General features: G+C 46.6%; 25 protein-coding genes and 1 tRNA gene. 10 read left to right on the forward strand and 16 right to left on the reverse strand.

The features are described 5' to 3' along the window. Window positions 1–3 precede the first annotated feature (3 nt). Window positions 4–966, reverse strand: a complete 963-nt coding sequence (locus EWA64_RS18295; RefSeq protein ID WP_139045737.1) for a TDT family transporter — start codon at window positions 964–966, stop codon at window positions 4–6. A gap of 259 nt (window positions 967–1,225) precedes the next feature. Then, window positions 1,226–2,629 carry a H(+)/Cl(-) exchange transporter ClcA gene (clcA, locus tag EWA64_RS18300; protein ID WP_061895885.1) on the reverse strand — a complete coding sequence of 468 codons (1,404 nt, stop codon included), beginning with the start codon at window positions 2,627–2,629 and terminating at the stop codon, window positions 1,226–1,228. 454 nt (window positions 2,630–3,083) lie between these two features. Here clcA and EWA64_RS18305 point away from each other — a divergent pair, with 454 nt between their 5' ends. Further along, on the forward strand, window positions 3,084–3,659 hold the full coding sequence (locus tag EWA64_RS18305; protein WP_061895884.1) for a hypothetical protein: 576 nt from the start codon (window positions 3,084–3,086) through the stop codon (window positions 3,657–3,659). Here the strand turns inward: EWA64_RS18305 and EWA64_RS18310 are convergent. Beyond that, entirely contained in the window at window positions 3,625–4,035 is a 411-nt protein-coding gene (locus EWA64_RS18310; protein WP_061895883.1) for a helix-turn-helix domain-containing protein, read from the reverse strand. The genes EWA64_RS18305 and EWA64_RS18310 overlap by 35 nt on opposite strands. A 96-nt stretch (window positions 4,036–4,131) precedes the next feature. Between EWA64_RS18310 and EWA64_RS18315 the strand changes: the two genes are divergently transcribed. The 3 genes from EWA64_RS18315 (at window position 4,132) to pepT (ending at window position 7,499) form a co-directional block, all read left to right on the forward strand. Further along, entirely contained in the window at window positions 4,132–5,040 is a 909-nt protein-coding gene (locus EWA64_RS18315; protein WP_061895882.1) for an aldo/keto reductase, read from the forward strand. Between the two features lie 130 nt (window positions 5,041–5,170). After that, window positions 5,171–6,058, forward strand: coding sequence for a DUF6279 family lipoprotein (locus tag EWA64_RS18320; protein ID WP_061895881.1), 888 nt, complete (start codon window positions 5,171–5,173; stop codon window positions 6,056–6,058). Window positions 6,059–6,269: 211 nt separating this feature from the next. Beyond that, window positions 6,270–7,499, forward strand: a complete 1,230-nt coding sequence (gene pepT, locus EWA64_RS18325; protein WP_061895998.1) for a peptidase T — start codon at window positions 6,270–6,272, stop codon at window positions 7,497–7,499. Window positions 7,500–7,571: 72 nt separating this feature from the next. Here the strand turns inward: pepT and EWA64_RS18330 are convergent, their stop codons facing one another. The 3 genes from EWA64_RS18330 to arfB all read right to left on the reverse strand — a co-directional run bounded on the left by EWA64_RS18330 (window position 7,572) and on the right by arfB (window position 10,485). Continuing rightward, complete coding sequence (locus EWA64_RS18330; RefSeq protein ID WP_039427294.1) at window positions 7,572–8,030, reverse strand: dCMP deaminase family protein; 459 nt, start codon at window positions 8,028–8,030, stop codon at window positions 7,572–7,574. A 131-nt stretch (window positions 8,031–8,161) separates the two neighbouring features. After that, on the reverse strand, window positions 8,162–9,931 hold the full coding sequence (locus EWA64_RS18335; protein WP_061895880.1) for a methyl-accepting chemotaxis protein: 1,770 nt from the start codon (window positions 9,929–9,931) through the stop codon (window positions 8,162–8,164). A gap of 134 nt (window positions 9,932–10,065) precedes the next feature. Beyond that, the gene (arfB, locus tag EWA64_RS18340) at window positions 10,066–10,485 is read right to left on the reverse strand and encodes an alternative ribosome rescue aminoacyl-tRNA hydrolase ArfB (protein ID WP_061895879.1); all 420 of its coding nucleotides are present in this window, start codon (window positions 10,483–10,485) and stop codon (window positions 10,066–10,068) included. Between the two features lie 66 nt (window positions 10,486–10,551). Between arfB and EWA64_RS18345 the strand changes: the two genes are divergently transcribed. Then, complete coding sequence (locus tag EWA64_RS18345) at window positions 10,552–11,172, forward strand: beta-phosphoglucomutase family hydrolase (protein WP_061895997.1); 621 nt, start codon at window positions 10,552–10,554, stop codon at window positions 11,170–11,172. A gap of 57 nt (window positions 11,173–11,229) precedes the next feature. Here EWA64_RS18345 and bamJ read toward each other — a convergent pair whose 3' ends face one another. Both bamJ and EWA64_RS18355 read right to left on the reverse strand, forming a co-directional pair. Further along, window positions 11,230–11,703: a BamJ family beta-barrel-assembly machinery protein gene (bamJ, locus tag EWA64_RS18350; RefSeq protein ID WP_061895878.1), complete on the reverse strand. Its 474-nt coding sequence runs from the start codon at window positions 11,701–11,703 to the stop codon at window positions 11,230–11,232. Window positions 11,704–11,720: 17 nt separating this feature from the next. Then, window positions 11,721–12,347, reverse strand: a complete 627-nt coding sequence (locus EWA64_RS18355; protein WP_061895877.1) for a thioredoxin domain-containing protein — start codon at window positions 12,345–12,347, stop codon at window positions 11,721–11,723. 301 nt (window positions 12,348–12,648) lie between these two features. On the opposite strand from EWA64_RS18355, the gene EWA64_RS18360 reads away from it, so the two are divergent. Next, complete coding sequence (locus EWA64_RS18360; RefSeq protein WP_061895876.1) at window positions 12,649–13,251, forward strand: OmpA family protein; 603 nt, start codon at window positions 12,649–12,651, stop codon at window positions 13,249–13,251. A gap of 55 nt (window positions 13,252–13,306) precedes the next feature. Here EWA64_RS18360 and EWA64_RS18365 read toward each other — a convergent pair whose 3' ends face one another. From EWA64_RS18365 to EWA64_RS18380, 4 genes are all read right to left on the reverse strand, one after another. Next, entirely contained in the window at window positions 13,307–13,666 is a 360-nt protein-coding gene (locus EWA64_RS18365) for a glutaredoxin family protein (RefSeq protein WP_061895875.1), read from the reverse strand. 73 nt (window positions 13,667–13,739) lie between these two features. Beyond that, window positions 13,740–14,276 (reverse strand): hypothetical protein, encoded by a 537-nt coding sequence (locus EWA64_RS18370; RefSeq protein ID WP_061895874.1) that lies wholly within the window; start codon window positions 14,274–14,276, stop codon window positions 13,740–13,742. Continuing rightward, window positions 14,269–14,808, reverse strand: coding sequence for a YaeQ family protein (locus tag EWA64_RS18375; RefSeq protein WP_061895873.1), 540 nt, complete (start codon window positions 14,806–14,808; stop codon window positions 14,269–14,271). Before EWA64_RS18375 ends, EWA64_RS18370 begins: the two co-directional genes overlap by 8 nt. A gap of 67 nt (window positions 14,809–14,875) precedes the next feature. Then, window positions 14,876–15,085, reverse strand: coding sequence for a cold-shock protein (locus EWA64_RS18380; RefSeq protein WP_039427306.1), 210 nt, complete (start codon window positions 15,083–15,085; stop codon window positions 14,876–14,878). A 390-nt stretch (window positions 15,086–15,475) separates the two neighbouring features. On the opposite strand from EWA64_RS18380, the gene EWA64_RS18385 reads away from it, so the two are divergent. Next, window positions 15,476–15,733, forward strand: a complete 258-nt coding sequence (locus EWA64_RS18385) for an alternative ribosome-rescue factor A (RefSeq protein ID WP_082796728.1) — start codon at window positions 15,476–15,478, stop codon at window positions 15,731–15,733. Here the strand turns inward: EWA64_RS18385 and EWA64_RS18390 are convergent. Continuing rightward, complete coding sequence (locus tag EWA64_RS18390; protein WP_061895872.1) at window positions 15,730–16,893, reverse strand: threonine/serine exporter family protein; 1,164 nt, start codon at window positions 16,891–16,893, stop codon at window positions 15,730–15,732. The two genes, EWA64_RS18385 and EWA64_RS18390, sit on opposite strands and share 4 nt — an antisense overlap. A 338-nt stretch (window positions 16,894–17,231) precedes the next feature. Here EWA64_RS18390 and EWA64_RS18395 point away from each other — a divergent pair, with 338 nt between their 5' ends. The 3 genes from EWA64_RS18395 (at window position 17,232) to EWA64_RS18405 (ending at window position 20,906) form a co-directional block, all read left to right on the forward strand. After that, complete coding sequence (locus tag EWA64_RS18395) at window positions 17,232–19,229, forward strand: HAMP domain-containing methyl-accepting chemotaxis protein (RefSeq protein WP_061895871.1); 1,998 nt, start codon at window positions 17,232–17,234, stop codon at window positions 19,227–19,229. Window positions 19,230–19,441: 212 nt separating this feature from the next. Further along, window positions 19,442–20,734 carry a sensor domain-containing diguanylate cyclase gene (locus EWA64_RS18400; protein WP_244881523.1) on the forward strand — a complete coding sequence of 431 codons (1,293 nt, stop codon included), beginning with the start codon at window positions 19,442–19,444 and terminating at the stop codon, window positions 20,732–20,734. Window positions 20,735–20,831: 97 nt separating this feature from the next. Then, window positions 20,832–20,906 (forward strand) — tRNA-Gly (locus EWA64_RS18405). A gap of 94 nt (window positions 20,907–21,000) precedes the next feature. Here the strand turns inward: EWA64_RS18405 and EWA64_RS18410 are convergent. The 3 genes from EWA64_RS18410 to EWA64_RS18420 form a co-directional block, all read right to left on the reverse strand. Next, on the reverse strand, window positions 21,001–21,888 hold the full coding sequence (locus EWA64_RS18410) for a LysR family transcriptional regulator (RefSeq protein WP_061895869.1): 888 nt from the start codon (window positions 21,886–21,888) through the stop codon (window positions 21,001–21,003). Window positions 21,889–22,044: 156 nt separating this feature from the next. Further along, window positions 22,045–22,530: a VOC family protein gene (locus tag EWA64_RS18415; protein ID WP_061895868.1), complete on the reverse strand. Its 486-nt coding sequence runs from the start codon at window positions 22,528–22,530 to the stop codon at window positions 22,045–22,047. 125 nt (window positions 22,531–22,655) lie between these two features. Further along, window positions 22,656–23,465 carry a type 2 periplasmic-binding domain-containing protein gene (locus EWA64_RS18420; protein ID WP_244881522.1) on the reverse strand — a complete coding sequence of 270 codons (810 nt, stop codon included), beginning with the start codon at window positions 23,463–23,465 and terminating at the stop codon, window positions 22,656–22,658. Window positions 23,466–23,755: the final 290 nt, after the last annotated feature.

Raw genomic sequence — 23,755 nt, forward strand, 5'->3', positions numbered from 1 at the left:
TCTCTATTGCTGGGCATTCGTTGCCGCGATCTCTGGCCAGTACATTTTGAAGTAACCCACCGAAACCCAAACAACCAACAAAGTCGCGATGCTTAGTTCAAAAAAGCCGAAATTGTGCAACCAGTGCCAATGAGGGTGGGATTCGGCAAAAAATTGTGTCAGTCGATGCATGGCGATGGCACTGATCACCGAAGGGAAGGTGACGGCGGCAATTGATGGCTGGAATTTAAGACGCAGCAGACGAATGTAACAGAGATAAATCAGCAAGGTCATGGTGATAGCGATGCCAGCCAGAGCGCCGGTTAAAATGGGATCAGGCTGTTTGAAATTGACCAAATAAGCGGCCAGTGACAAGTTCACTGGAGCCGCCATGATGGCGAGTGTAGGCCTTGCTCTTTTGGGCAAAGAACCGAAAAACACCAAGCGATAGAGCACTAACGGCAGTAAGAAGAAATAGATGCCGATGCAAACCAGCGCCAAGGTTTCGGAAAAAACGTTGTGGCCAAATTGTGACCCCGCCAGCGAACCACTAATGAGCCCCACCGGATACAAAAACCAACTCGGCACGATATTGGACATTTTAAAGTTCATGATCTGGAAGCTGAAAAACAGCACCATCATGGTGAAATGCAGCAAAATAGCCATAAACCACAAAGGATAAGCAATAGCTGGTGAAACCACTGCCAGATAGTCACACAATATCAAAAGCGCCATGCTCATCGGCGCCATCAAACTGCCACTCAGCGGGTGACGGATATCGTTGAGAAACGTTCTTGCGCTGGTGGCATAACGAACTAACACAGGCAAAAGCAACAATGCGCCGAGAGTGGCTAAAAATGGGCGAATCGGAACGCCAATCTGCGGGAGATACAAAGCCCACGCCTGTCCTAAACCAATCATGCCTAGTGCAAGGGCCGCTTGTGACGGGGGAACGCTTTGCACTTGAACAAGTCTTTTCCAGTTCAACGATAACTCCATTTATTTCGTTTGAATTTTGGGGAAAGGTGCCGTCTGGAGTGTGTTGATGGCGAAGTTGGTGATGACACACCAAATTGTTAACGTCTTTGTAGGTCTGAAAAGGTTATAACAGACAAGCTGATGTTCGTTTCGACTCCGACCAGAAGGCGCAGGAATGTTAACAACTTTAATGAGAAGTTGCGCGAAAAATTTAACACATGGCACAAAAATGCCGGGAAGTGTGATTCCCGGCTGAGAATATGGGACGTTACGCCGCGGGTTGTTCGGGCAGATCTTGCTGGCGAAGCTTTTCGTTTTTGATCGTGCGATGCAAAAGTTGGCTGTAAATCGGTTTACCGCCACACGCCTGCGCGCAGATCACGGCGCCAAGGCTGGTGATAATCAGCGGCAGAATCAGATAGTAGTTGTTGGTCATCTCGATCACCAGCAAAATTCCGGTGATGGGAGCACGTACGGTTGCAGCAAACAGAGCGCCCATGCCCGCGATGGCGAACATACCGGGTTCAATCGGCAGATCTGGCAGTAGCAGTTTCGCCGTCGCGCCGAAGGCGTAACCAAACAAGGTGCCGAGCGCGAGCATTGGGGCAAAAATACCACCAGGTGCACCAGAGCCGAAGCAGATTAAGGTAGTGGCAATACGCCCGACAAACAGCCACACCAAGACAGAGATGCTGTAGTTGCCAGTGGTGATCTCAGGGATCAGATGAATGCCGCCACCAGTTAATTCCGGAATGTAGAGCAGTAACAGACCAAATATTCCGCCAAGGCAGGTACCCGTGAGCAGATAGCGTTTCCGGTCATTCTTATGAATGGCGACAAACGTATCTTGCGCGACGGTAACCAGCTTGTTGAACAGCACGCCAAACACACCAAATAACCCGCCGAGCAGAAGAAACAACCACAGCGCTTGCAGCTCAGGCGGCTGATATTGTGGCATGGTGATGACCGCGCTTTGTCCATTAATGGTGCGAAAAACAATATTCGCCATTACGGCGGAGATGATCACTGCGCGAATGGAGATCAATGAGTAACGAAATTGCGGGCGCATCTCTTCCACGACAAACATGATTCCCGCGAGAGGGGCATTGAATGCCGCCGCTAAACCGCCCGCGGCACCGGATGCGAGTAGAGAGTGGCGAGTATCGTCATCTTTGACGCGGAAAATATCGGTGACCATACGACCAACCGCGCCACCCATCTGCACTGTCGGACCTTCGCGGCCAAGCACCATGCCAGAGCCCAGCGCGCCCATACCACCAAAAAACTTCACAGGCAAAACTCGCCACCAGCGTACCGGACGAATGTTATCCATTGCCCCTTCGATTTCGGGAATGCCGGAGCCAGCGGCTTCCGGGGCGAAACGGTGGACCAGAAAATACCCGACAAAGGCGAGTGCGGCACTAATCAGAATCGCAGCTAACCACAGTGGCAGTACGTGGCCAATTTCGTCGCGCAGCCACTCGGTACGAGTTTCGGAAACGAAGTGCACCGCAATCTCAAAGTAGGTGCCGACTAAACCAGCAACAATGCCGACCAACGCCGAAAGAAAAAGCACAGAAATCGGTGTAGAACCTCGAGAGAGAAACTGGTTAATGGCATCTTTAGGGACTCGCACTAACACAGATTGCACTATTCTCTCACGTTTGGTCATTACCATTCTCCGCCTTGTATGATAGGGATGCCGATTATAAACGGGGCCGGCTATGTGTCTTAATCAACAAAGATGCAAATTAGCTTTGCAAAATTAATAGGTGCTACAAATGTTTACATATTTAAGGTTCTGCAACGAATAAAAAAGATAGAATTTTTCTCTCAGATTCCTTGCAAAGTTGCGTTTATGAGCCACACTTAAATCGTAAAGCAACATGCTGCTCTAAGAAGGAGGGATGTGAGGTTTTACATACAATTTGGATGGATTCAAAACCCTACTGTAGTGCCTCGTATATTGTTTGGGATGCAGCTATAGACATCCCGATTCGCAAACTCACGATTGAGTACGAGGTTAAGGCGCACGCTAGTGCGCCTTTCTGTTTGGTAATTTTTCGCTTATGCTAACTTACCAACTCGTTGAAAAACGATGCTTCTTCAGAATAGATGCCGAATTTATGTCTCGTTATTTGTTTCTTTTTCTCTTTTGCAGCTGTTCGGTATTCGCTAACCCAGCGCTCCTCTCCGGACAACTAACTGGTCAACAATCGGCTCTGTCGGCAACATCAATTGTAGAGAAGGGTGATTTTTACCAGTGCGGCGACGATGAAAGTGCGCGCTACTGTATTGATGATCTCGTTTATTATCAGAGCCATTTTTATGCAGAAGTGACTTTCGAAAAGCGTGCTTACCAGATGTTTATCTTTGCCCCCTACAGCGATTTTATCTGGACGCAAATCCAATTGGGTTTTGCGAAAGATCGCTTGCAGCTGGCAAAGGTGACCGCCGCCGATCAGACGTTTGACGTCAAAGCGCAGTGGCGCAATGTCGGCGATGAGAAGGGTTTTTCTGCACTTGATAAATCCTTGATTCTTTTTCTCAATCAAATCAAAGCAAAGCCTCAACAGCAAACATGGCTGCCGAAAGCTCAATATTTGAGTGATAACCCAGAGCTGAGTGTGGAGTTTAGCCATGATACTCAGTCGATAGAACTGCGCATCACTCGTCGCTTAACTCTTTCGCCGAGCGAGTAAGAAAGGCGATCATCGCCTCTTTGTCCAAGTATCCATCCGCTTTTTTGTGTGCACGAAGATATTGGTACCCGGCGACAATACTTTGATGCGCTGCCATTTCCTCGTCTGTCAAATGTCGTCCGGTGACGTGTTGATAGGCCATGCGATAAGCGGGGGCGTCCACGACCTCGGCTTGGCGGTACAAGTAACCACAGCCTGTGGCCAGCCATTCCAAAGAGCAGTTTGCCCGAACGGCAATTTGATTGGCTTTGGAGAGGCTTGGCTCGCTACCATTGAGATACTTACGGATCAACGCTTCTGAAAGGCCAACACGACGGGCAAAACCACTGATGCTCTCTTCGCCAACTAAAGTGTTTAAACGCTGCGCAAAACTCATTACTTCGTACTCCAGTTCGAACTAATCCAGTTTACGCGTTGAGCCAATGGCAAAACAAGTCTAGGATTGTCGACAGTTAAAGAAAAGGAGAACACCATGATGGCAAAAGTAGTGATTGCACCTCAAGGGCCTGAGTTTTCAGAGCTGATCCAAGGATACTGGCGTTTGGGCGAGTGGAACATGACCCCTCAGCAGCGCTTAACTTTCCTCAAGCAGCATATTGAAATGGGCGTGACGACGGTTGATCACGCCGACATTTATGGTCAGTACGAGTGTGAACGCCTGTTTGGCGAAGCGCTGGCGTTAGATAAGAGCGTACGCCGCGACATCCAAATTGTGAGCAAGTGCGATATCAACTTATGTGGAGAGAAAAACCCACTTCGTAAAGTCAACCATTATGACACCAGCGCGGCGCACATCTATCAATCGGTGAATAATTCGCTAGAGAGATTAGGTGTGGATGAGCTGGATGTCTTGCTTATTCATCGTCCTGATGCCTTGATGGAGGCCGACGAAGTCGCTGAGGCATTTAACGAACTGCACAAAGTGGGCAAAGTGAAACACTTTGGCGTGTCAAACTTTTCGCCACGTCAGTTTGATCTTTTGCAGTCGCGTTTGAGTAAACCTCTAGTGACCAACCAAGTAGAGATTAACCCGCTCAATTTTGACGTGGTTCACGATGGTACGCTTGATCAAATGCAGACGCTCCGCGCAAGACCGATGGCTTGGTCATGCTTGGGTGGTGGCGCTCTGTTTCATGGTGACAGTGACCAGGCGCTAAGAGTACGCAACGAGTTACATGCAATCAAAGAAGAGCTTGGGGCGGGTAGTATCGACGAAGTGGTTTACGCTTGGGTGAGACGTTTACCCTCAAAACCACTACCTATCATTGGTTCAGGTAAAATCGAACGGGTGCAGAGTGCGGTGAATGCACTCAAGTTGGAACTGAGTCGCGAGCAATGGTATCGCGTTTGGGTCGCCTCAAAAGGCCACGGTGTGCCTTAGAACACACTTTTCAAGGCTAGCCTAAACGGGTGAAGAGTGTTCTTCACCCGTTATACTTTGGAATTTGGACTATCTTTGTCAAGCTGGCTAAGATAACACTAATGGGAAAAACAGACACAAGGACGGTGGAATGTTGTCACGCATCTATGTTCGGATGACGACGGGTGGGCGTTTTATCCTAGGACTACTTGGCATGCTGTTGCTGCTGACAGGATGCTCGAACAAAATGGTGTATAACCACCTCGATTGGGTGGTGATGGAGTACATCGATGACTATGTAACGTTGACGGATGAGCAAGAAGAGCTAGTGGAAGAGCGCTTGGATGTGCTGCTGCAATGGCACCGAGAAAGCGAATTGCCTATCTATCTATCCCAGTTGCAATTGCTGTCCACCTTGACTGAAACTCAGCTCTCAAAACCCTTTCTCGCCGCGCAAAGAGAAGCACTCATACAGCACCGCTATCGTATCGCACAAAAACTGGCTCCTGATCTTTACGCTCTGGCACTATCACTAAGTCAGGCGCAGCAAGATGAGCTTTTGAAAAATATGGCAAAGGCTCATCGAAAACGTGATGAGAAATATGCGGATTTAAACGAGAAAGAGATCCGAGAGCGTTATCAAGAGTTTTTTGTCGAAGGTGTGGAAGAGTGGTTAGGAGAGCTCACGCCTGCGCAACAAGCGCTGATAAAACAGTGGTCGCAAGAAGTCACCATCACGACAGCCGATTGGCGCGCATATCGGGCAGCCTTACGTCAAGCGGTCGAAGAGCTATTTAAACACAAGCAAGATCCACACTATTTCCAGCAGCACCTGACTCGTTTGCTGCTTGACCCCGAAAGTTACCATGGCGACGCATTTAAGCAAAAGTTGCAGTCGAACGTCGATCTAGCGGACGGATACATTCTGCAAATTGCGCGTTCCATGAACGCGGCTCAATGGCGTCATTTTCATCGCGAGATTAGCGATTGGCGGGAGCTTGCCAGCGAACTGCACGCGCAGGTAATAGCAAACAGATAGCAGAAAAATAGTCACCTTATGTACGTTAAGTACGGGCAATGCAGTAAAAACTGATTCAAAGCAATTTCTCATCCTTTCAAGGGCGTAAGATAGTTCGGCCGAATATCGCCTTGCAGCTCAAATCTCCTTGTTCTATTCGGCATTAGAAGTAGAGAGCATGCCCAAAAGCAAAAATCCGCTCCTCCTGTTGGCTACCATGATGAGAATTGCTATGAAACATCTAGTACAAAGATTTATTCGCTACGTGACGTTTGACACTCAGTCGAATGCCAAGAAAAAATGCTGCCCAAGTACGCCGGGGCAGTTGAAATTTGCCCAGCACTTAAAGCAAGAGCTCATCGAACTCGGCTTGAGTGACGTACACCTTGATGACAATGGATATTTGATGGCAAAACTGCCGTCAAACGTGAGCTATCCTGTGCCTGCCATCGGATTCATTGCCCATATGGATACCGCGCCGGATGCATCTGGCAAACACGTTAAGCCACAAATTATCGAAGATTATCAAGGTGGCGATATTGCACTTGGTATCGGCGATGAGGTGCTTTCACCGGTCCAATATCCCGATTTGCACTCACTGCATGGCCACAACCTGATTGCAACCGATGGCACCACGCTACTAGGCGCAGACAATAAAGCTGGAATCGCAGAGATTTTATCTGCCATTGAGCTTCTTATGGAAAACCCGCACATCCCACACGGCGATATCTGCATTGGTTTTACTCCGGATGAAGAGATTGGCCGTGGCGCAGACCATTTTGACGTGACCCGTTTTGGCGCTGAGTGGGCGTATACGGTTGATGGTGGCCCGCAAGGTGAGTTGGAGTACGAGAACTTCAATGCGTCCAGTGCTGACGTTATTTTCCATGGCGTCAGTGTTCACCCGGGAACCGCCAAGGGCAAAATGGTCAACGCGATGACGTTGGCGAGCCGTTTTCACTGCATGATGCCAGAAGAAGAGACCCCTGAAGGCACTGAAGGGTATCAAGGTTTTTATCATTTGAAATCGGCGGAGATGGGTGTTGCGCGTTCGGAACTGGGCTATATCCTACGAGATTTTTCACGCGAAGGCATACAACAGCGCAAAGCTTTTATGCAGCAACGGGTCGATGAAATGAACGCGCAATTGAAACACGGTTCGGTGGAGATCTGTTTTACCGATAGTTACTTCAATATGAGGGAGAAAGTCGAGCCTTTCCCCCACATTATTGACATTGCCAAACAAGCGATGGAGCAGTGTGATGTTGAGCCAGTGATTAAGCCGATTCGCGGTGGAACTGACGGCGCGAGATTATCCTTTATGGGACTTCCTTGCCCGAACTTATTTACCGGCGGATATAACTTCCACGGCATTCATGAATTTATTTCTATCGAGCAGATGGAAAAATCCGTCGAAGTGATCGTGAAAATTGCAGAGATGACCGCCAAACGCTACGCCTAATCGTTGTGTTCCAAACAGTCGGCCCGGTAATATCACCGGGCCGATGTTTTTGTTTTGGCAGGTAACAAGAGATTAGCGAACGTCATCGCTGTTTAGGTCGGCCAGCGGTAACCAGTCCACTTCAACCCCCGCTTGATTAAACATATCTTGGCTGACTTGGATCTTATCTCCCCAGCGAGAGAGAAAATCGGCGGATTGCTCAGGGCAATGTACTCGCGCAATCCCTGTTTGGATGATTTTCGCCGCACAGTTTGGGCAAGGGAAATGCGTCACCCAAATATCACAACCATCGAGATCTCGTTTCGAAAACAAAATAGCGTTCTCTTCGGCGTGTAAGGTTTTGAGATATTTCAGCTCTCGTTCATCAGTGTCGACGCTGTCGGAAACACCATGTGGATAACCATTAAAACCCACTGAGACAATACGATTTTGTTTGGTAATCACCGCGCCGACCTGCGTGGAGGGATCTTTACTCCAAGACGCCACCAGTTCTGCCATTTGATAAAAACGCTTAGCCCATTTAGATATCATCTTTGTCCTCTCTACCGAAGGCTGTAATTGCTTGCATGATAACGCATTTTCTTTAAAAAAATAGTCGTTGCGTTATTTAAAGTAGCACCTTGGACCATTGCGCTCTTACTGCAAACCGTGCGTTTTTCTTCTCAGCGATTGCGCGTCTTAAACTGCGCAACCGCTTTATCCATGTCCTTGGCTTGAGAAGAGACCGTGTTCACCTCTGCCAAACACTCTTGGGCTGAGTGCATGTTGTTTTCAGAAATGGTGTTGAGCTCGGCAATCGAATCGCTCACTTGTCCCATCACAATACCCTGTTCTTCAATGGCTGAAGCGATACGTTCTGAGTTCGCTTGAATATTCGACATGTCGGTAATAATGCGCGCCAAACTGGCATCTAACTGCTCAGAGGCATGTAACGTCTCTTGGCCTTGCTGATTGCACTGCTCAATATCACTGACAACCTTCGCCATTTGCGACTGAATGGCCGCCACCACTTTGGTGATCTCTTCGGTTGACTGGTGAGTGCGGCTGGCGAGGGCGCGAACCTCATCGGCAACCACGGCAAAGCCTCGGCCTTGCTCACCTGCACGCGCTGCTTCAATCGCTGCGTTAAGGGCCAGTAGATTGGTCTGCTCTGCGATCCCTTGGATGATGACCACTGCGCCGCCGATTTTGTCCACGTGGTCGTTGAGGGAGTGAATAGATGTTTGGCTATTGGCTAAAATGCTGGTCAGTTGATCGACGTTCTTCACTGTCGATACCACCACGTTACGCCCAGCTTCGGCGTTTTTCGCTGCTTGTTGCACCCCTTCAACCGCCACAGAAGTGCTTTCCGAGATCTCGCTGATGGTGGACACCATTTCCTGAACAGAGATGGTCATGGTGGAGGTGTGATCCGCCTGAACATGGAACTGCTCAATCACGCCCTCCAGTTCATCGTGCATACTGTTGGTACTTGAAGTGAGCTGGGTCGATTTCTCCTGAGAGTGAAAAATGAGCTGCTCAATTTTCTCTAGCAAGGTATTGAAATAATTGCCGATTTCAACCAATTCGTCATTGCCTTTCATCTGGCAGCGTAAACCTACGTTGTTGGTTTCACAGATACGGTGAATCGTATCAGACAGCACTTGAACTTGATGATTGATTGAGCGGGAAATCTGCCAAATAATCCCCACTAGAAGTAAAAGGACGAGAGCGGTGACAGATTGCTTAATAAGGTCCATTTGCTGGGTTTGCTCGTCGTACGCTTCGTTGAGAGCATTGGCAAATGTTTTGAACTGCTCTTCTACGGTGTGGGAGAGAGTGCGCACTTCCCCTAACAGCCCCTTGTTGTACTGTACGCCAATAGCAACATGCTGATTGGCCACTTGCGCGGCGCGGCTAAGCAGGGTGCTGCTTTCTATGCCGCTGAGGAGTTCTTTTTTCACTTCACCTTGCAATACATTTTGATTGAACTCCATCAAGCGTAAAACTTGTTCTGCGCTAGATGCGTCTTTTGCTCGCTTGAGCTCTTGCAGATAATTGCCTAATAATCCTTGCTGCTCGTTCAACCCCAGAGTTTGATACGCGGCGACCAAGGTTTGAAAGCCTTTTTGGTAGGTGAGTAAATCTTGTCGCAACTGAGTGCTTGATGGCAATTGGTTGCTAGTGAGAATGGCGGCGAGCTGTTTTTCCGTTGAAAGAAAAATATCAACGTTTTTATCAAAAGTAGACAAGTATTTAACGTCACTGCGAAGTAAAAAATCCTTTTCGTTACGACGAAGGTTAAGCAGTCGAATTTCCAAATCCGCGACGAGCTTGATGGCTTGCTGAAGTTGTTCCGATTTAGAAACAAAGTGAGAGGTTGAAAACAGTAGGGCAACAATCCCCACAATAGCAACAACCCCCAAAGAGTAGAGCTTCTGCTTGATAGTCATACGGTATCCTTAGATATGTAAGCAGTTTTATAGTCATTCGTACTAATTATACGTTTATAACGAATGGCAATAAAATTATAAAATCTTATAACCCTACCTAGCTCGCATTTCACTACTGAGTTGTAACTAATTGTTTAAAAGGTAATTTTTCCTCTTAGGCCTTTTTTGGCTCCTTGGTGCGTTTTTTGTTCAAGTCGCCTTTTAACCGACCCTTTGGTTGGTTTTGTTGCCACTCTTTTCTTATCTTTTTTTATCGCATTTCGAATGATTTGTGCCAAGCGCTCCACAGCATCAAGCCGATTCTTTTCAAAACTGCGGTGTTGCTGAGCTTTTAACACCAGAACGCCCTCTTTATTGATGCGACTGTCTCCGAGATTTAATAAGCATTGCTTATGGAAATCTGGTAGGGTCGATTGTTTAATATCGAAACGCAAATGAACCGCACTCGATACCTTATTCACGTTCTGCCCACCGCAACCTTGTGCCCGAATAGGTATTATTTCCCATTCGTGGCTGGCAAGAACAACCGAGTGAGAGATTTTTAACTCCTGCAACCTTGACTCCTTAATACTAGCCCTTAATGAGCAAACTGACACTTAATATACTAGAAAATGAAAGCTATGAACAAAAATGACTATTCACGCTATGAAGGTTTGATCTTCGATATGGACGGAACCCTGATCGATACCATGCCCGCACATTTAGAAGCTTGGCGGCAAACGGCTGAATTTTTTGACTTTCCTTTTGAGAGGGCGTGGCTGCATGGGCTGGGTGGTATGCCGAGCTTTAAAATCGCCAGCGAACTCAACCGCCGCTTTGGCCTGCAACTTATTCCCAGTGAAGTGTCTGCGTTTAAGATGGATGCTTTTGTCTCACTGAAAAATTATGGCGATATCATTGATGTCACTCATCGTGTGGTACAAGCTTTCCTAGGAAAGAAAAAACTGGCGGTTGGGACGGGCAGCCAGCGCCAGAGCGCCGAACGTCTGTTAAAAAACAGTGGGCTGCGCTCCTGCTTCGATGTGGTGGTGACTGCGAGTGATGTCACACAACACAAACCAGAACCGGAAACTTTCTTGCGCGCAGCAGAGCTTTTAGGACTTAGCGCGCAACAGTGTGCCGTGTTTGAAGATACCAAACTTGGATTGCAGGCAGCACATGCAGCGGGTATGGACTGCTTTATGGTTGAAGGTGATGCGTTGGTATTCTATCCGGTGGCCGCACCATTAATTGATCGTTAGAGATGTAACGCCTTGCGAGTACCAAGTGCCGCTAATGAGCGGCACTTGGTCGAAGTTTTACTGAATTTCAAGCAGTTCGACGTCAAAAATAAGTACGCTAGCTGGTGGGATCGGGCCAGAACCGCTTTTGCCATAGCCGAGTGAGCTTGGGATAAACAGTCTTACTTTCTCTCCCTCAACCATATATTGCAGGCCCTCTTGCCAGCCTTTAATCACTTGATTCAGGCCAAAGCTAATGGGTTCGCCGCGCTGAACGGAACTGTCAAACACGCTGCCGTCAATTAAAGTGCCATGATAATGGACTTTTACTTTGCTTGATGCGCTTGGGTGTTTATCGCCATGACCTTTTTCAAGCACCTGATACTGCAAGCCACTCTCTGTAGTGACTACCCCTTCCTTTTTACTGTTTTCTTCTAGAAAGGCTTGGCCGATAGCAAAGTTAGCCTCAGACGCTTTGTGGCTTGTCCAAGTACGGTAGATAAAAAAGGCCGCGAGTAGAAATATAACAATAGGAAAAACGAATTTAGACACAAATGACCTCTGCGAGTTTACGGTTGAGTGAGTAGGTAAGTGATCGTGTTAGCGATATCATCAGCGCTTTTATGACCACCGGTGAGTATTTGATATTTACCATTAACAATAAAAGTCGGTACTGCGTTAATTTGTGCTGCTTGAGAGGCTGCGTCCGCTTGCTGAAACAAGGTAAGCATTGCTTGCTGTTGATCTTGTTCCAACTGATAGGGGCTGATTAGCTGACGTTTCTCAAACGCTTTTTCAAGCGCTTGTTGCTTCTCTATACCTGTAAATTCTGGCCCCATTTGTACTGCAGCGAATAGCTCTTGCATAAAAGCGTGGTCCGGTATTTGCTTAAGTTGCATGGCGGCTGTGTAAAAAACAAATGCGCTAATTTGCGCGCTTTCGTTAAAGGTAACATGCAGCTTGCCAAATTTTTGTTTGGTTTGTTCTTCGAGTTGAGGGATCACTTCTTCCATGGTTCGGCAGTGGCCACAAGTTAATGAAAAAACTTCGGTTACCGCAGGCAGTTCAAAAACCTCAAGAGAGGTGGGTAAGGTCTTATATTGCACACCTTCTTTAGGCTGCGTGGTGTCGCTACAGGCAACAAGACTGAAGATGGCAGTAATCGCTATTAGCAGCGAAGTGAAACGTTTATACATAGTCGTGACAACAAAAAAGAAAAGAGCGGTGATTTTACCTACTAAGCACACCAAGGAAAACCGAATGTTGGAGATAAATAGCAATTTGAAACAATAAGCTATGCTTTAACATGAAAAAACCAGTGTGGCGAACTCACACTCGATGGATGACTTACACGTGATAGGTAAATCAAAATAATCTTGCAACTGTTGAATGTTGTCGTAAGAGGCACAGATCGTGATACAGGCACAATTTACTAAAGATTTTCAAATTGGGTCGATATCATATTGAGAAATAACCATTTGTACATTTGGGGTGTCGATGAGAACGAGTATTGCGTTTTGGTGCATGTTGCTATCTGGGTGTAGTAGCTTAATTGCACCACCAAATATGCTTGATACTGCGCCCAAAACTGAGGAAACGTTAATTTATCCCGATTGGGGTGGGGAAGTTGTAGCGGAATCAGAGTCGCCAGTCATTCGTGATGTGACACCGAAAAGAAGCGAAACAAGGGAATCGCTACAAGCGTTTTTACAACGCAACCGGATCGAATATCAATTACTGCCTGGTAATCATATGATGTTTCATTTGACCGAAATCATTCACTTCAAAACCGCTTCCGCCGAAGTATCTGCCGATTCGACAAGGTGGATTGGTTTGCTCGGATCTTATCTCTCTTCTCGTGAGGATATTGATATCGTGATTGATGGTCACGCTGACAGCACAGGGACAAGTGGTTTTAATAACTCGCTGTCAGAGCAGCGTGCTGAAGAAGTAAAAAAGCAACTGTTGATGTCGCAAGTTCCCGAAGGCAGGGTTTACACACGTGGTTACGGTGAGTATCTGCCCGCGTGCTCTAACCGTTCTATTAACGGACGCAAATGCAATCGTCGGGTAGAGTTGATGTTGATCGTCACCCGATAATCAGCAAAAGCGCTATTCAAGCACAAAGGCGCCCACTCGTGCCTTTGTGTTGTTTTTAGGCAAATTCTTTTTTAAGGTAGGCAACAATATCTGAGGATTCGTATAACCAACGAGTCTGGCCATCTTCTTCAATGCGTAAACAGGGCACTTTGACTTTACCTCCACCTTGTTGCAAGGCTTGTCGATGTTCCGCGTTGTTTTTTGCGTCGCGCAGTTCAAAGTGAACCGATTGTCTTTTCATTGCTCTGCGCACTTTCACGCAAAACGGACACGCCTCAAATTGATACAGCGATAGGCTTTTGGCCTTAGCATCGACAACAGCTTGTGCTTCCGGGCTACGCTGTATGCCTTTGGGAACAAAAATAGCATTTGCCAGTAGGATCAATTTGCCTAAAAACCAACGAATAAAGCGCATAGCGTATCTCCACGTTTAATAAATCGCGTCGGAGTGTACCAGTGTTACGCTTGTTACAAAACCATGAAATTTATCAAGCAAATAGATTGCGTATTCGTTGCCAGAAACTATTGGGCGGATTATCGCGTTGATAAAGCACTTTGCCTTGATAAAAACTTTGTATAAATTCGCTGCGAATGGCATCAGGTTCCATTTTTAGAAACGGACTGAGGTGTTGTGCGGCTTCGTGGGCGTGATCATTCGCTAAGCTAAAGTCCATGTTGAGACGGCCTTGTACAAATAACCATAATGTTGTCACTAAGCTGAGATCCTGTAGCGTAACATCGTTAAAACGCTCGGCGAACTCTTCTCCTAGCTCATCCTCGAACACCGAGTGCATCTCCTGACGACTTTTCGCATGTTGCATGAAATCGGCGAGTGTTTCACTTTGGGCTTTGGTCAACAAACCAAGTAGGAGCAACTGCTTGGGTGTTTGCGGCTTATTTTCAACCACTCGCAGATATAAATCGTTCTGCCCAGTGCAAAAGCGGGCGAGAGCTTGAGGGTGGTTTTCTATAAATTCAAGTGTATGGACGCCGATATCACTTAGCCGTTGCTCAAGTTCATTCATGGGTTTGTAAGCCTTGCCAGTCGATTTGCTGGTGGAAGTGGTCACCATCGACAAAAATTGAGTTTCCGGAGATCATCACTGACAATGTGGTGCCTCGTTCGATCTGAGCGGCGAAAGCGTCCACCGCCGTCGCATCAAATTGATAAACGCTGACGGGAAGTGATTGAAATTTCCCCTTATTCTTTTCCCACCACACGGCGCTTTTGCTATTGAAGCTGTAAACGGTGACTTGTTGGGCTTGTCGAGACGCTTTTTTGATTCGCTCGGCTTCGGGTTCGCCGACATCAATCCAAACGCTGATGGAATCGTCGTACTCTTTCTTCCAGATGTCAGGCTCTTCCGTACTCGATAGTCCTTTGGTGAAGGCTAGGTCGGGTTGTGCATGCAAACAGAATGCAAGCAAGCGCGCCGCCAAGCGCTCAAGTTTTTCAGAGGGGTGCAGTGCGGTGGTGATGGAAATCGTATCAAAATAGTCGCGATTCATATCGGTTAGGTTGATACGGAACTTGTAGATTGTCGGTTTGAGTGCCATAAGATTGAATTTCAAGCATAAAAATAGCCAGCACTATGGCTGGCTACCGTAAAAATGTCCAGTCTAATTAAAGCACTGTGATTTCTTCTGCTTGAGGACCTTTTTGGCCTTGAGAGATGACGAAAGACACTTTTTGGCCTTCAGCGAGTGAACGGAAGCCATCACCTTTGATTGCAGAGAAGTGTGCAAAAACGTCCGGGCCGTTTTCTTGCTTGATAAAACCAAAGCCTTTAGTTTCGTTAAACCATTTTACGGTGCCGGTTACTGTGTTAGACATGTGTAAATCCTATCTATATCAAAATTCATTTAGCCGAATTGACGACTGGTATTGCATAAAGAAAAAAATACATTTGTAAGCAACACGGTTCTGGAATTTTGTAAAATTCAATGAAATGTGCAAAACAAAAGACTTCCTTTCTGTTCGACCCAAAGTCTAGGTTAACTTGCGCAAGAGTCAATGGATAAACTTCGGTAAATTAAGATTATTTGCCGTCAATCACTATTTTGTTTTCGACTATTAATCAATCTTACAAATTAATGATGCGTCAAATAAATTTTGCTGATGGACAAGATACAAATAATCTGTCAACGGATATAAGAATTGACAGCTAACGCGCTTTGATCTCAAATAGCGGCTGGCAATAAGGCACCCCGGGAGGGAAAAGAAATGAAAGGCAAAAGTAAGAGCCGCTCTGACGCTCATGAGCATGAGTTAGGCCGAGGAGTGATACAAGATAACGCGCTCAAGGCGTTGGTCACCAGCCAGTTGTTTAAGACTCGGGTAGTAAAAGCGAAAAAGGGGAAAGGCAGTTTCAGCCGTAAAATGAAACACAGAGGCAAAGAGCCCGGTGCAAAGGGGATTAAGAAAATCCATTTTGCACCGGGCTCTTTCGTTACCGATGGTTTTACGCCAGTTTGGGGTTAATGCTCAATTTTTGGTGAGTAGATGGCGTACGCGGTAATTTGACCAGCGACAATCGCCGAAAACATGAACAGAGCGGAGAGTCCAATACTGGGGATCGGCAAAATGGATTGCTCAAACACTGACTGGCCTGCACTCACTAACACGCGGCTTCCCGGAACCAAAATGATGATGCCTTGCACAATATATATTGAGCCTGTCAGCTCCATTTTCTTCGCTATCCATGTGCCGTACAAGGTGATGAGCACCGTTGTGACCCAAGTACCAACCACCCAGCCACTCTCAAAGCCCAAGTATAGTGGCCCCCACATGCCGAGCATCGCCACCGGCAAGCCGAGAACAATGTCTACAGGCCTGGCATTAAACAAGATGCCAAGCGAGATAGACAGCAAGAACAAACCGAAAATGTGCATCCAGAACGGCACCTGATTGGTGTATGAGATGGAGGTTGCTTGCCCCCAGATCGCTTCGCCAATATTGAGCCCCATAACGATGCCCACAAAGAGTTTTATCAACGTCAGAGCACTCTGACCAAAGAGGCTAGTTCCCGAAATCAGATCATTAAAGGCGAGACATTCTAACGAGTTGGCGATGGAAAGCCCCGGAACAAACAAGATGACCGCGGCAATGCACAGAGCCCAAACGGGAATGGGTAAGCCCGTATTAGCAAGAAACGCGACGAAGATACCAGTCACCAAAGCAGAAAAAAACTCCACCGCAATAGCACGACGTGAATGAAATACTTGTTGGCAGAGCCAAATCATCAGTCCAAGTAAAAAGGCGAAGCCGACCGCTTCTAAGGTGCTACCGACCAACATCAGGTACGCCGGAGGAATGCCCATGTTTGCGATGGCAACCACCCATTTTGAGTAACCGACGGGCTCGGGTACCGGTTCATTACTGGGTTGATTAATCCGAATAATGGTGTTTGCCAGTAGACTCAAATTAATTGAGGCTGGCTTTAGGCGTTTCATTACAACCGTATTATTGGTGTCAGTAAACTGGTAATTAATCGCTGTCGGTGTTGCCTGTATCATCACGTCCACGCCATGTTTTTGTGCGTAGTGCAGGGTATATTTTTCAACTTTGTAAGGTGCACAACCACTGCGATGCAGGGTATCGCCAATTTCTACGATTTTCTTAATTCGGTAGTGCGACGGCATAGTAACAATCTGAGCCAGTTTTAAAGTGGCGTAAAGTTATCAGAGCGTTTGCAAATTAGCGAGATGGTCGATAGCTATTTTTTAACATTTTTATCGTTAGCGTCACATATGCTTAAAAGAGCGGATTGTGTAGCGAGTATAAATGCCTCGGTGGCTACTCGAACATGAACCATGCCATCAGAATATTGATGTGATTTTGCTGAGCAAATGACGGGTTATCTGCTGATTGTGAGAAAAATGGCGCGTATGCAAACTGCATTTGAGAAAAGTTAGTGAAATGTATGCTGTGTGTGCGAAAATTGTTATGGTGGAGTCTAAGTGTACTCAGGAGTTGTGGGATGAGTTTTTCAATATCAGGGAAGTTGCAGCTCAGCTTTTTGTTACTTGCAGTGCTGTTTATTGCTTCGTCAGTTTTTACGTATCGCACGACCAATGTGGTTGAGCAGCATACGGCGTCGCTACTCAATCGTGATCTGCCAACTGTTGATAGCAGCCGAGCGATTCAGCAGTCTATTCAAGAAGTTATCTCTACTCTACGCGCGTATATGTTGTTGGGTGGGGACGAAAATAAACGAGAAACCCTGCATCAAGCGCTGACCACCGTTCTTTCTCGTACGGAAGAAGCATGGCCACGGATGCAATCGCTGATCGCCCCTGAAGAATTTGAGGTATTGTCGCAGCAGTGGCAAACGGTGGTCACTTTAGTTAATCGGGTGGTTGAATTGAGCCATACCGATGAAAACTTACCAGCGCACAGTTTGTTCCTCAATGAAGCCGCACCAATCGCCGAAGTGGCTTTGGATCAGATCCAAGGACTGATTAACGATGAGGCGGGCAACCGAGAAGGCGGTGAGCGTAAGCGGCTGTTCAAAGTGTATGCGGACAGTTACACCTCACTTGCCAACGCACTCTCCTCAATGCGTGATTATCTGCAGTATGGAAAGCCAGAGCACCTAGAGAAATATCAAGATTTTATTACGTTTCACAATCAATCCGTCGCCGAAATTGAGGAAAAAAGTGCGCTGATGTCAGAAAGTGATCGCGATTTATGGTCACTGTTTAAGGAGATGCAGCAACTCTACTTCCCACTCGCTGAGCAAGTTATCGCTCTGCGCAATGCGCCTAATTGGAACCAAAGTAATCAGATCATGGCCTCAGAGCTGGTGCCAACAACGAGCAAACTTAATCAACGGCTAGAGCAAGTGGTGCTGAGCCAGCAGCAAAAAGCCGATCGCAGCGGAGAGGGGATCCGTCAGTCGATGAAACAAGTGGTGATTTCGCTGGTGATTGCTGTCGCTCTGACCGTACTCGCCGCTGTTGTGTTGTCGGGATACTTAGGTCGGAATATTGGTCGGCGTGTCGTGTTGGTGTCTGAGCGGGCCAGCCGTATCGCCTCGGGCGATATCTCTCAAGCGCCTTTGAGTGTCGAAGGAACGGACGAACTGGCAACTTTAACCGATTCGGTAAACCGCATGAATCACTCTTTGTCTTCAATTGTCCAAGGAGTGACAGACAAAGCCGCATCGGTCGACGCAAGCATGAGTGAGTTATTGTATTCGAGTGAGAGAACACTCCTGCAAATAAAAAGACAGCAAGCGGATATGGTTGAAGTGGGGAATGAAGTAAATGGCGTGGCTGATGCCGCAACCAATACTTTGCTTCAAGTCGAGTCGTCAGCGCAAAGCCTGGCGTATTCCAAAGAGAAGATTTCTCAGGGGCATAGCGCATTGGAGCAAAACCAAAAAACCATGCAATCACTCAATCAAACCATTCAAAGTGCAGCAAAAATGGTGGCAGAGTTAAGCCAAGCGAGTGAGCAAATCGGCAAGGTGACAGAGGTCATTGAAGGACTGGCCGAGCAAACTAATTTACTGGCGCTGAATGCCGCGATTGAAGCGGCTCGTGCAGGTGAATATGGGAGAGGGTTCGCCGTGGTGGCGGATGAAGTGCGTTTGCTCGCTAGCCGGACTACGGAATCGACCAGCGAGATTAATACCATCGTCAACGCAATTCAAAGTTCAACAAGCTTAGTCGTGAGAGAAATTGAAGCCAGTCAGTCGCTGGCAGTCAGTGGTGAAGAGCATATTGAACAAGCGGTGGTCGAATTGAAAGAGAGCATTGGACAAATTAATAAGCTCAATCAGCATTTCACTGAACTGGCGAATGCTGCGCAAACGCAATCGGATGCGACTCACTCCATTACCCAGTTGATGACTGGTGTGCAGGAGTCGGTATCCGGTGTGGCAGAGAACAGCGACGCTTCCAACCTTTGTGCAAAACAGGCCCAAGAGAAAGTGAACCAATTAAATCGAGAGGTTTCACAGTTCAAAGTTTAATAACATTTTGTCCTTCGGTTTGTTGTTGAAAAATTAGAAAATTGAACGACACTTAGCGGTAAACTACAAAAATATTCAAACGATAAAGGACTTGCTCAATGCATGTCGCGCATTTGATACGCGTTTTATTCACCTTTGTCTTACTTGCTCAAGTTGTGTTTTGTTTTAACACTTTTGCTGCTGAGGAAGATTCGGTAAAAAAGAAGCTCAGGGTGGCGAATTCGACCTCTTGGAAGCCGTTCTCTTATGTAGCCGAAGATGGTTCAAAACGAGGCATCTTGATCGATCTCTGGCAACGTTACGGCGAGAAAAACGGGGTCGAGATAGAGTTTGTCTTGTCGGATTGGAATGACTCTATTCTCGCGGTTCGGCAAGGAAGAGCGGATGTTCATGCAGGTCTGTTGTGGTCCGAGAAGCGCGATCTCTTTTTCGATTTTGCCGATTCCATTATGACCATCAACACTCAGTTGTATCTCAGCCAGAGGATCATTACTTCTGATCTCAATGCTATTCTGAGCGGTTTGGATGCACAGGGAGTTGGTGTGGTTGAGGGCGGGTATGAAGAATATTTTATGGCAAAAACCTATCCGGCGGCGAGGTTGGTCAAGTATCCCAATAATCGTTTGATGATAGAAGCGGCATTTCGCCATGACATCGACGCTTTTGTCGCCGACCTGCAAGTTGCGAACTTTTACTTGTACACTTCGGATCAGTCCACTGCGTTTGTGCCGGCACTTTATCTTTATTCTGGTGATATTCGTCCCGCTGTCGCTGAAGGTCAACAGGACCTGCTCAAAGAGGTTGAACGCGGTTTTGAGCGAGTGGGCGATCGCGAAATGGATAAAGTGATAGCCAGTTGGAGCACGATTCAAACCGTGTATCCTAAGTTTTTGTTTCCAGTCGCATTGACACTGGTTGTCGTTTTGTCCCTTAGTTATATCTTGCTGCTCAAACGTACTGTTAGAGTAAGGACTCAGCAACTACAAACAGCAAATCAAAATTTGCTCGATCTCTCTCGGCGTGATCATTTAACTCAAATTAGTAATCGACGCTTTTTTATCGAGCAGTTAGAGGCGTTACCCGCAAAGAATACTTCCGTTGCAGTGCTGATGTTTGACATTGATGATTTCAAGAAAATTAACGACGAGTTTGGTCACGCCACAGGCGATGTGGTGATTCAGCGAGTCGCAAGGTGTGTGGAACATGAATTACCGGATAACGCGCTATACGCCAGAATCGGTGGCGAAGAATTTGCAATTGTACTGTGTGGCGTATCGTATGTAGAGGCTGAATCGTTGTCACACCACTTGTGCAGCGCGGTGTCTGAACTCACTTTTATCCAAATGCCCAACGAGGTGACGATCAGCCTCGGCTGCGCATATTATCCCTACGTTCGTCAGAAAGTGGACTTAAATGCAGCCGATAAACTGATGTATCAAGCCAAAAGGCAAGGAAAGCATTGTGCCGCAGTCGCTCAGATTGAACTACAAGAGCGCAATATCTGAGCACTTGGAATGTGTTTGAGCATGATTTAACCATTTGAACTAAAAAGGGCTTTTCTTTTTTATTAGATGTGGCATAGTAGCCCCGTCCTCACGATGCGCGGGCATCGTATAATGGCTATTACCTCAGCCTTCCAAGCTGATGATGCGGGTTCGATTCCCGCTGCCCGCTCCAAGTTTTCTTCTTGTTTTTCCCAAAGCTAACTTTTGTTGAACATCTCGTTCGAATCTATGCTTGTGCTGTTTCCTTGGTTTGTCCGTGTACCACACTAAGAGAAGATACGCGCTAAATAGCGGTTCACGGTCTGGTAGCGCTGTGGCAGGTCGCGGTTTCTTTTTTGCACCAAATATAAAGTTTCTCTCACTTCCGTTTTTGGATGGACAACGAATAGGCTTTCGCTATCGACAAAGTTTGTGATGGCACTTTTTGGCAGAACAGTAAATCCCAAACCTCGAGAAACCGGGAGTAAGATTTGGCTCAGTTGGTTGACGTAGCCCGATTTTGGCAGCTTATCTAGGTTGATCTTAGACAGCGACTCCAGCTCACACGCATTGAAATAAATGGATAAGTAATGCTGGGCATCAGGATGATCAATCACCCCAATATCGCATAGCAAGTCTACGTTAATTTCACTCTCTTTATAAAGCTTTGGTAAGACCAAACATAAAGTCTCGCTGCCGAGAACAGTGCTTTGAAATAGCCTTTCGTCGGGCTTTTGGGTGACAATCCCTAAGTCAATCATATCTGTCTGCAGATCATTGAAGATTTTCTGGTTGGGGGCGGCTTCAAGATGGATCTCTAAATCTAAGTGCGCTTGTTGCAACGACAGTAACTGTGGATAGAGTTGCAATGCCAGTGAACCTGAACAGGACAACTTACACACACCAGCAAATGGATTGTCAAACTCTAGGCTAGCAAACAAACGAGCTTCAGCGTCGGCGCTCTTTACGGCGTGTTCATAGACCAATTTTCCTTGCTCTGTAAGTTCAAAGGTTTTATTGATTCGCTTTATGAGCGCATGACCGCAGAGCTCTTCAAGTTTTCGAATGTGCTGGCTGACGCCGGGCTGGGTCATATGCAGTCTTTCTGCCGTGTGAGTAAAGTGCCCCACATCAACTAAGGTTTTGAACGTGTTCAGCCAGATTGGATTGAGCATAAATGTGTCCTTCATACAGCCAAAAATGGATGGAGTGTCCTATTTGTTTTAAGGCTCTGCATAGAAAGCAACATAAAAGAAGCACTGCGCTGATACAAGTAAGGATTAGCTAATGGCTAATCCTTTGAACCGATGGCGACAAATTTACTCGGCTGGTTACTCGTATTCTGATGCGTAAGTTTCTTCGTACGAGTGAGAGTAAAGCTCGAAGAGATTACCAAACGGGTCTTCCAAATAGACCATCTTAGCAGGCCTTGCATCATCTTCTGGGTGGTAACGCATCACATCCATACGCACTTTCCCGCCAAATTCTATCACTTTCTCCATCACACCTGAAAAATCGTCGGTTTGCAGGCAGAAATGGAAAATACCTAGCCGAGAGAAGTCTACGTCATGGCGCTCTTGGCGTTCCTTCATCTCAAACAGTTCGATACCGATACCATCTGTCGTGATGAGGTGCGCAATGTTAAAGCCTTTAAAACCCTCACCAAAAACCGCGATACACATACGACCAATCGCTGTTTCTCGCTCTTCAATCACTTTTGTATTGTTCATGACGATTTTTAGCCCCAAAGCTTGAGTATAGAACTCCACCGCTTGGTCCATATCGCCTACCATGATGCCGACGTGATTCATTTTCATGACTTTCTCCAAATGCTATTTTCTGAGTGGTTACGACCGATAGAGAAAGTCTATGTGAGCATAATTGAAATGTTAAATTATCAAATATTCTGAAAATAATAATGAAAAATTATCATTTCAACCGCTCAAAGATAAAGTGGCGTGAAATCATGCCACTCTTCTGGTAACTGATTGTTAACTAAGCGAAATACTTTTCGTTTGTTTGGCGAAAGATGCTGAACCGCAGTGCCGTAATGCTTTCGGTAGATGTGCTCTAACACTCCGCGTTGCTCGAGTGTTTGTAGCCCCAGTTTTAGGTCTTTTTGCAGTTTGGTTTGGCTCGGATTTACATAAAAGACAATTGGCAAAGGGTAGAAAAGCATCAGGCTGGGCTCTATGACGAGCCGACTGGCCTCTTGTGGATGGTCATCAAGTAAACTTTGTGCTTCGTTGATGCCGAGCGGGATAAAGTCACACAGCCCTTCTTGTAGCAGTAAGAACTGTTGTGCCAGCGTTCCTTGCTCCAATACCTGAAAACCATTTTGCCGCAAGAGCTCTGCGTCTGCCCAAGTGCCGGGAATGCCAGCGATACGCCGTTTCAGTTCTGAGATCGATAGGTGGGCAAATTGATCCTGTTCACCACGGCGTACAATCAAGACTCGACAACCCAATATGCCGCCACAAATGGCGTGAGGCACCATCAAATATGTGCCTTTGGCAAACTTAAGGTTGCCAGCAACTGTGGTGGTGAGATCGGTGCCTAACGCAAAAATGTTGGCCTCATCACTGGCGAGAGGGTAGTCCGTAGTATCATGGAAGATGTTGTAAGGGATTTCTTGAGCTTGTAGGACGGCACGTAGTACATCGATTTCGTGCTGTTGTCTTGTCCATGATTTGTTGCCATTCCAGAAATTGAGCATAGTAAGTGACTCCAACTTGTATTCTAACCTTATCATTTCACAGAACATTTACCAAAGAAAGCGCTTTCTTTGGTGTATATAAAAAATCAACAAAAAGTGAACGGCCAAGCGGATGATTCGCTCTCTTCTCGGACAATAAACGTTTGTTATGTCACAAAATTCATGGCGACGAATATATTTTAACTTATTGATTATATGGGAATATATTTTTTGCCATTAGAGATAGGTGTTATTAAGTTATTGAAAAGTATGGTTTAATTAAATCTGTGATCTCTGGTCGGTTTTATCCATCTCCATTTGAATAGTTGTTGGCAAAGAGGAAGAAT

It is taken from the genome of Vibrio cidicii (assembly GCF_009665415.1).
Taxonomy (GTDB): Bacteria; Pseudomonadota; Gammaproteobacteria; order Enterobacterales; family Vibrionaceae; genus Vibrio; species Vibrio cidicii.

What these genes read in the sequence shown, in the direction of transcription:
- EWA64_RS18310 (WP_061895883.1), bottom strand. Translation starts at nt 4,035, where the DNA reads ATGAGTTTTGCGCAGCGTTTAAACACTTTAGTTGGCGAAGAGAGCATC.
- EWA64_RS18370 (WP_061895874.1), bottom strand. Translation starts at nt 14,276, where the DNA reads ATGAATGAACTTGAGCAACGGCTAAGTGATATCGGCGTCCATACACTT.
- EWA64_RS18335 (WP_061895880.1), bottom strand. Translation starts at nt 9,931, where the DNA reads ATGACTATCAAGCAGAAGCTCTACTCTTTGGGGGTTGTTGCTATTGTG.
- EWA64_RS18330 (WP_039427294.1), bottom strand. Translation starts at nt 8,030, where the DNA reads ATGATATCTAAATGGGCTAAGCGTTTTTATCAAATGGCAGAACTGGTG.
- clcA (WP_061895885.1), bottom strand. Translation starts at nt 2,629, where the DNA reads ATGACCAAACGTGAGAGAATAGTGCAATCTGTGTTAGTGCGAGTCCCT.
- EWA64_RS18410 (WP_061895869.1), bottom strand. Translation starts at nt 21,888, where the DNA reads ATGCTCAATCCAATCTGGCTGAACACGTTCAAAACCTTAGTTGATGTG.
- EWA64_RS18420 (WP_244881522.1), bottom strand. Translation starts at nt 23,465, where the DNA reads ATGATAAGGTTAGAATACAAGTTGGAGTCACTTACTATGCTCAATTTC.
- EWA64_RS18355 (WP_061895877.1), bottom strand. Translation starts at nt 12,347, where the DNA reads ATGTATAAACGTTTCACTTCGCTGCTAATAGCGATTACTGCCATCTTC.
- EWA64_RS18385 (WP_082796728.1), top strand. Translation starts at nt 15,476, where the DNA reads ATGAAAGGCAAAAGTAAGAGCCGCTCTGACGCTCATGAGCATGAGTTA.
- EWA64_RS18375 (WP_061895873.1), bottom strand. Translation starts at nt 14,808, where the DNA reads ATGGCACTCAAACCGACAATCTACAAGTTCCGTATCAACCTAACCGAT.
- EWA64_RS18365 (WP_061895875.1), bottom strand. Translation starts at nt 13,666, where the DNA reads ATGCGCTTTATTCGTTGGTTTTTAGGCAAATTGATCCTACTGGCAAAT.
- EWA64_RS18305 (WP_061895884.1), top strand. Translation starts at nt 3,084, where the DNA reads ATGTCTCGTTATTTGTTTCTTTTTCTCTTTTGCAGCTGTTCGGTATTC.
- EWA64_RS18395 (WP_061895871.1), top strand. Translation starts at nt 17,232, where the DNA reads ATGAGTTTTTCAATATCAGGGAAGTTGCAGCTCAGCTTTTTGTTACTT.
- EWA64_RS18360 (WP_061895876.1), top strand. Translation starts at nt 12,649, where the DNA reads ATGAGAACGAGTATTGCGTTTTGGTGCATGTTGCTATCTGGGTGTAGT.
- EWA64_RS18345 (WP_061895997.1), top strand. Translation starts at nt 10,552, where the DNA reads ATGAACAAAAATGACTATTCACGCTATGAAGGTTTGATCTTCGATATG.
- EWA64_RS18415 (WP_061895868.1), bottom strand. Translation starts at nt 22,530, where the DNA reads ATGAAAATGAATCACGTCGGCATCATGGTAGGCGATATGGACCAAGCG.
- EWA64_RS18315 (WP_061895882.1), top strand. Translation starts at nt 4,132, where the DNA reads ATGATGGCAAAAGTAGTGATTGCACCTCAAGGGCCTGAGTTTTCAGAG.
- pepT (WP_061895998.1), top strand. Translation starts at nt 6,270, where the DNA reads ATGAAACATCTAGTACAAAGATTTATTCGCTACGTGACGTTTGACACT.
- EWA64_RS18390 (WP_061895872.1), bottom strand. Translation starts at nt 16,893, where the DNA reads ATGCCGTCGCACTACCGAATTAAGAAAATCGTAGAAATTGGCGATACC.
- EWA64_RS18380 (WP_039427306.1), bottom strand. Translation starts at nt 15,085, where the DNA reads ATGTCTAACACAGTAACCGGCACCGTAAAATGGTTTAACGAAACTAAA.
- EWA64_RS18320 (WP_061895881.1), top strand. Translation starts at nt 5,171, where the DNA reads ATGTTGTCACGCATCTATGTTCGGATGACGACGGGTGGGCGTTTTATC.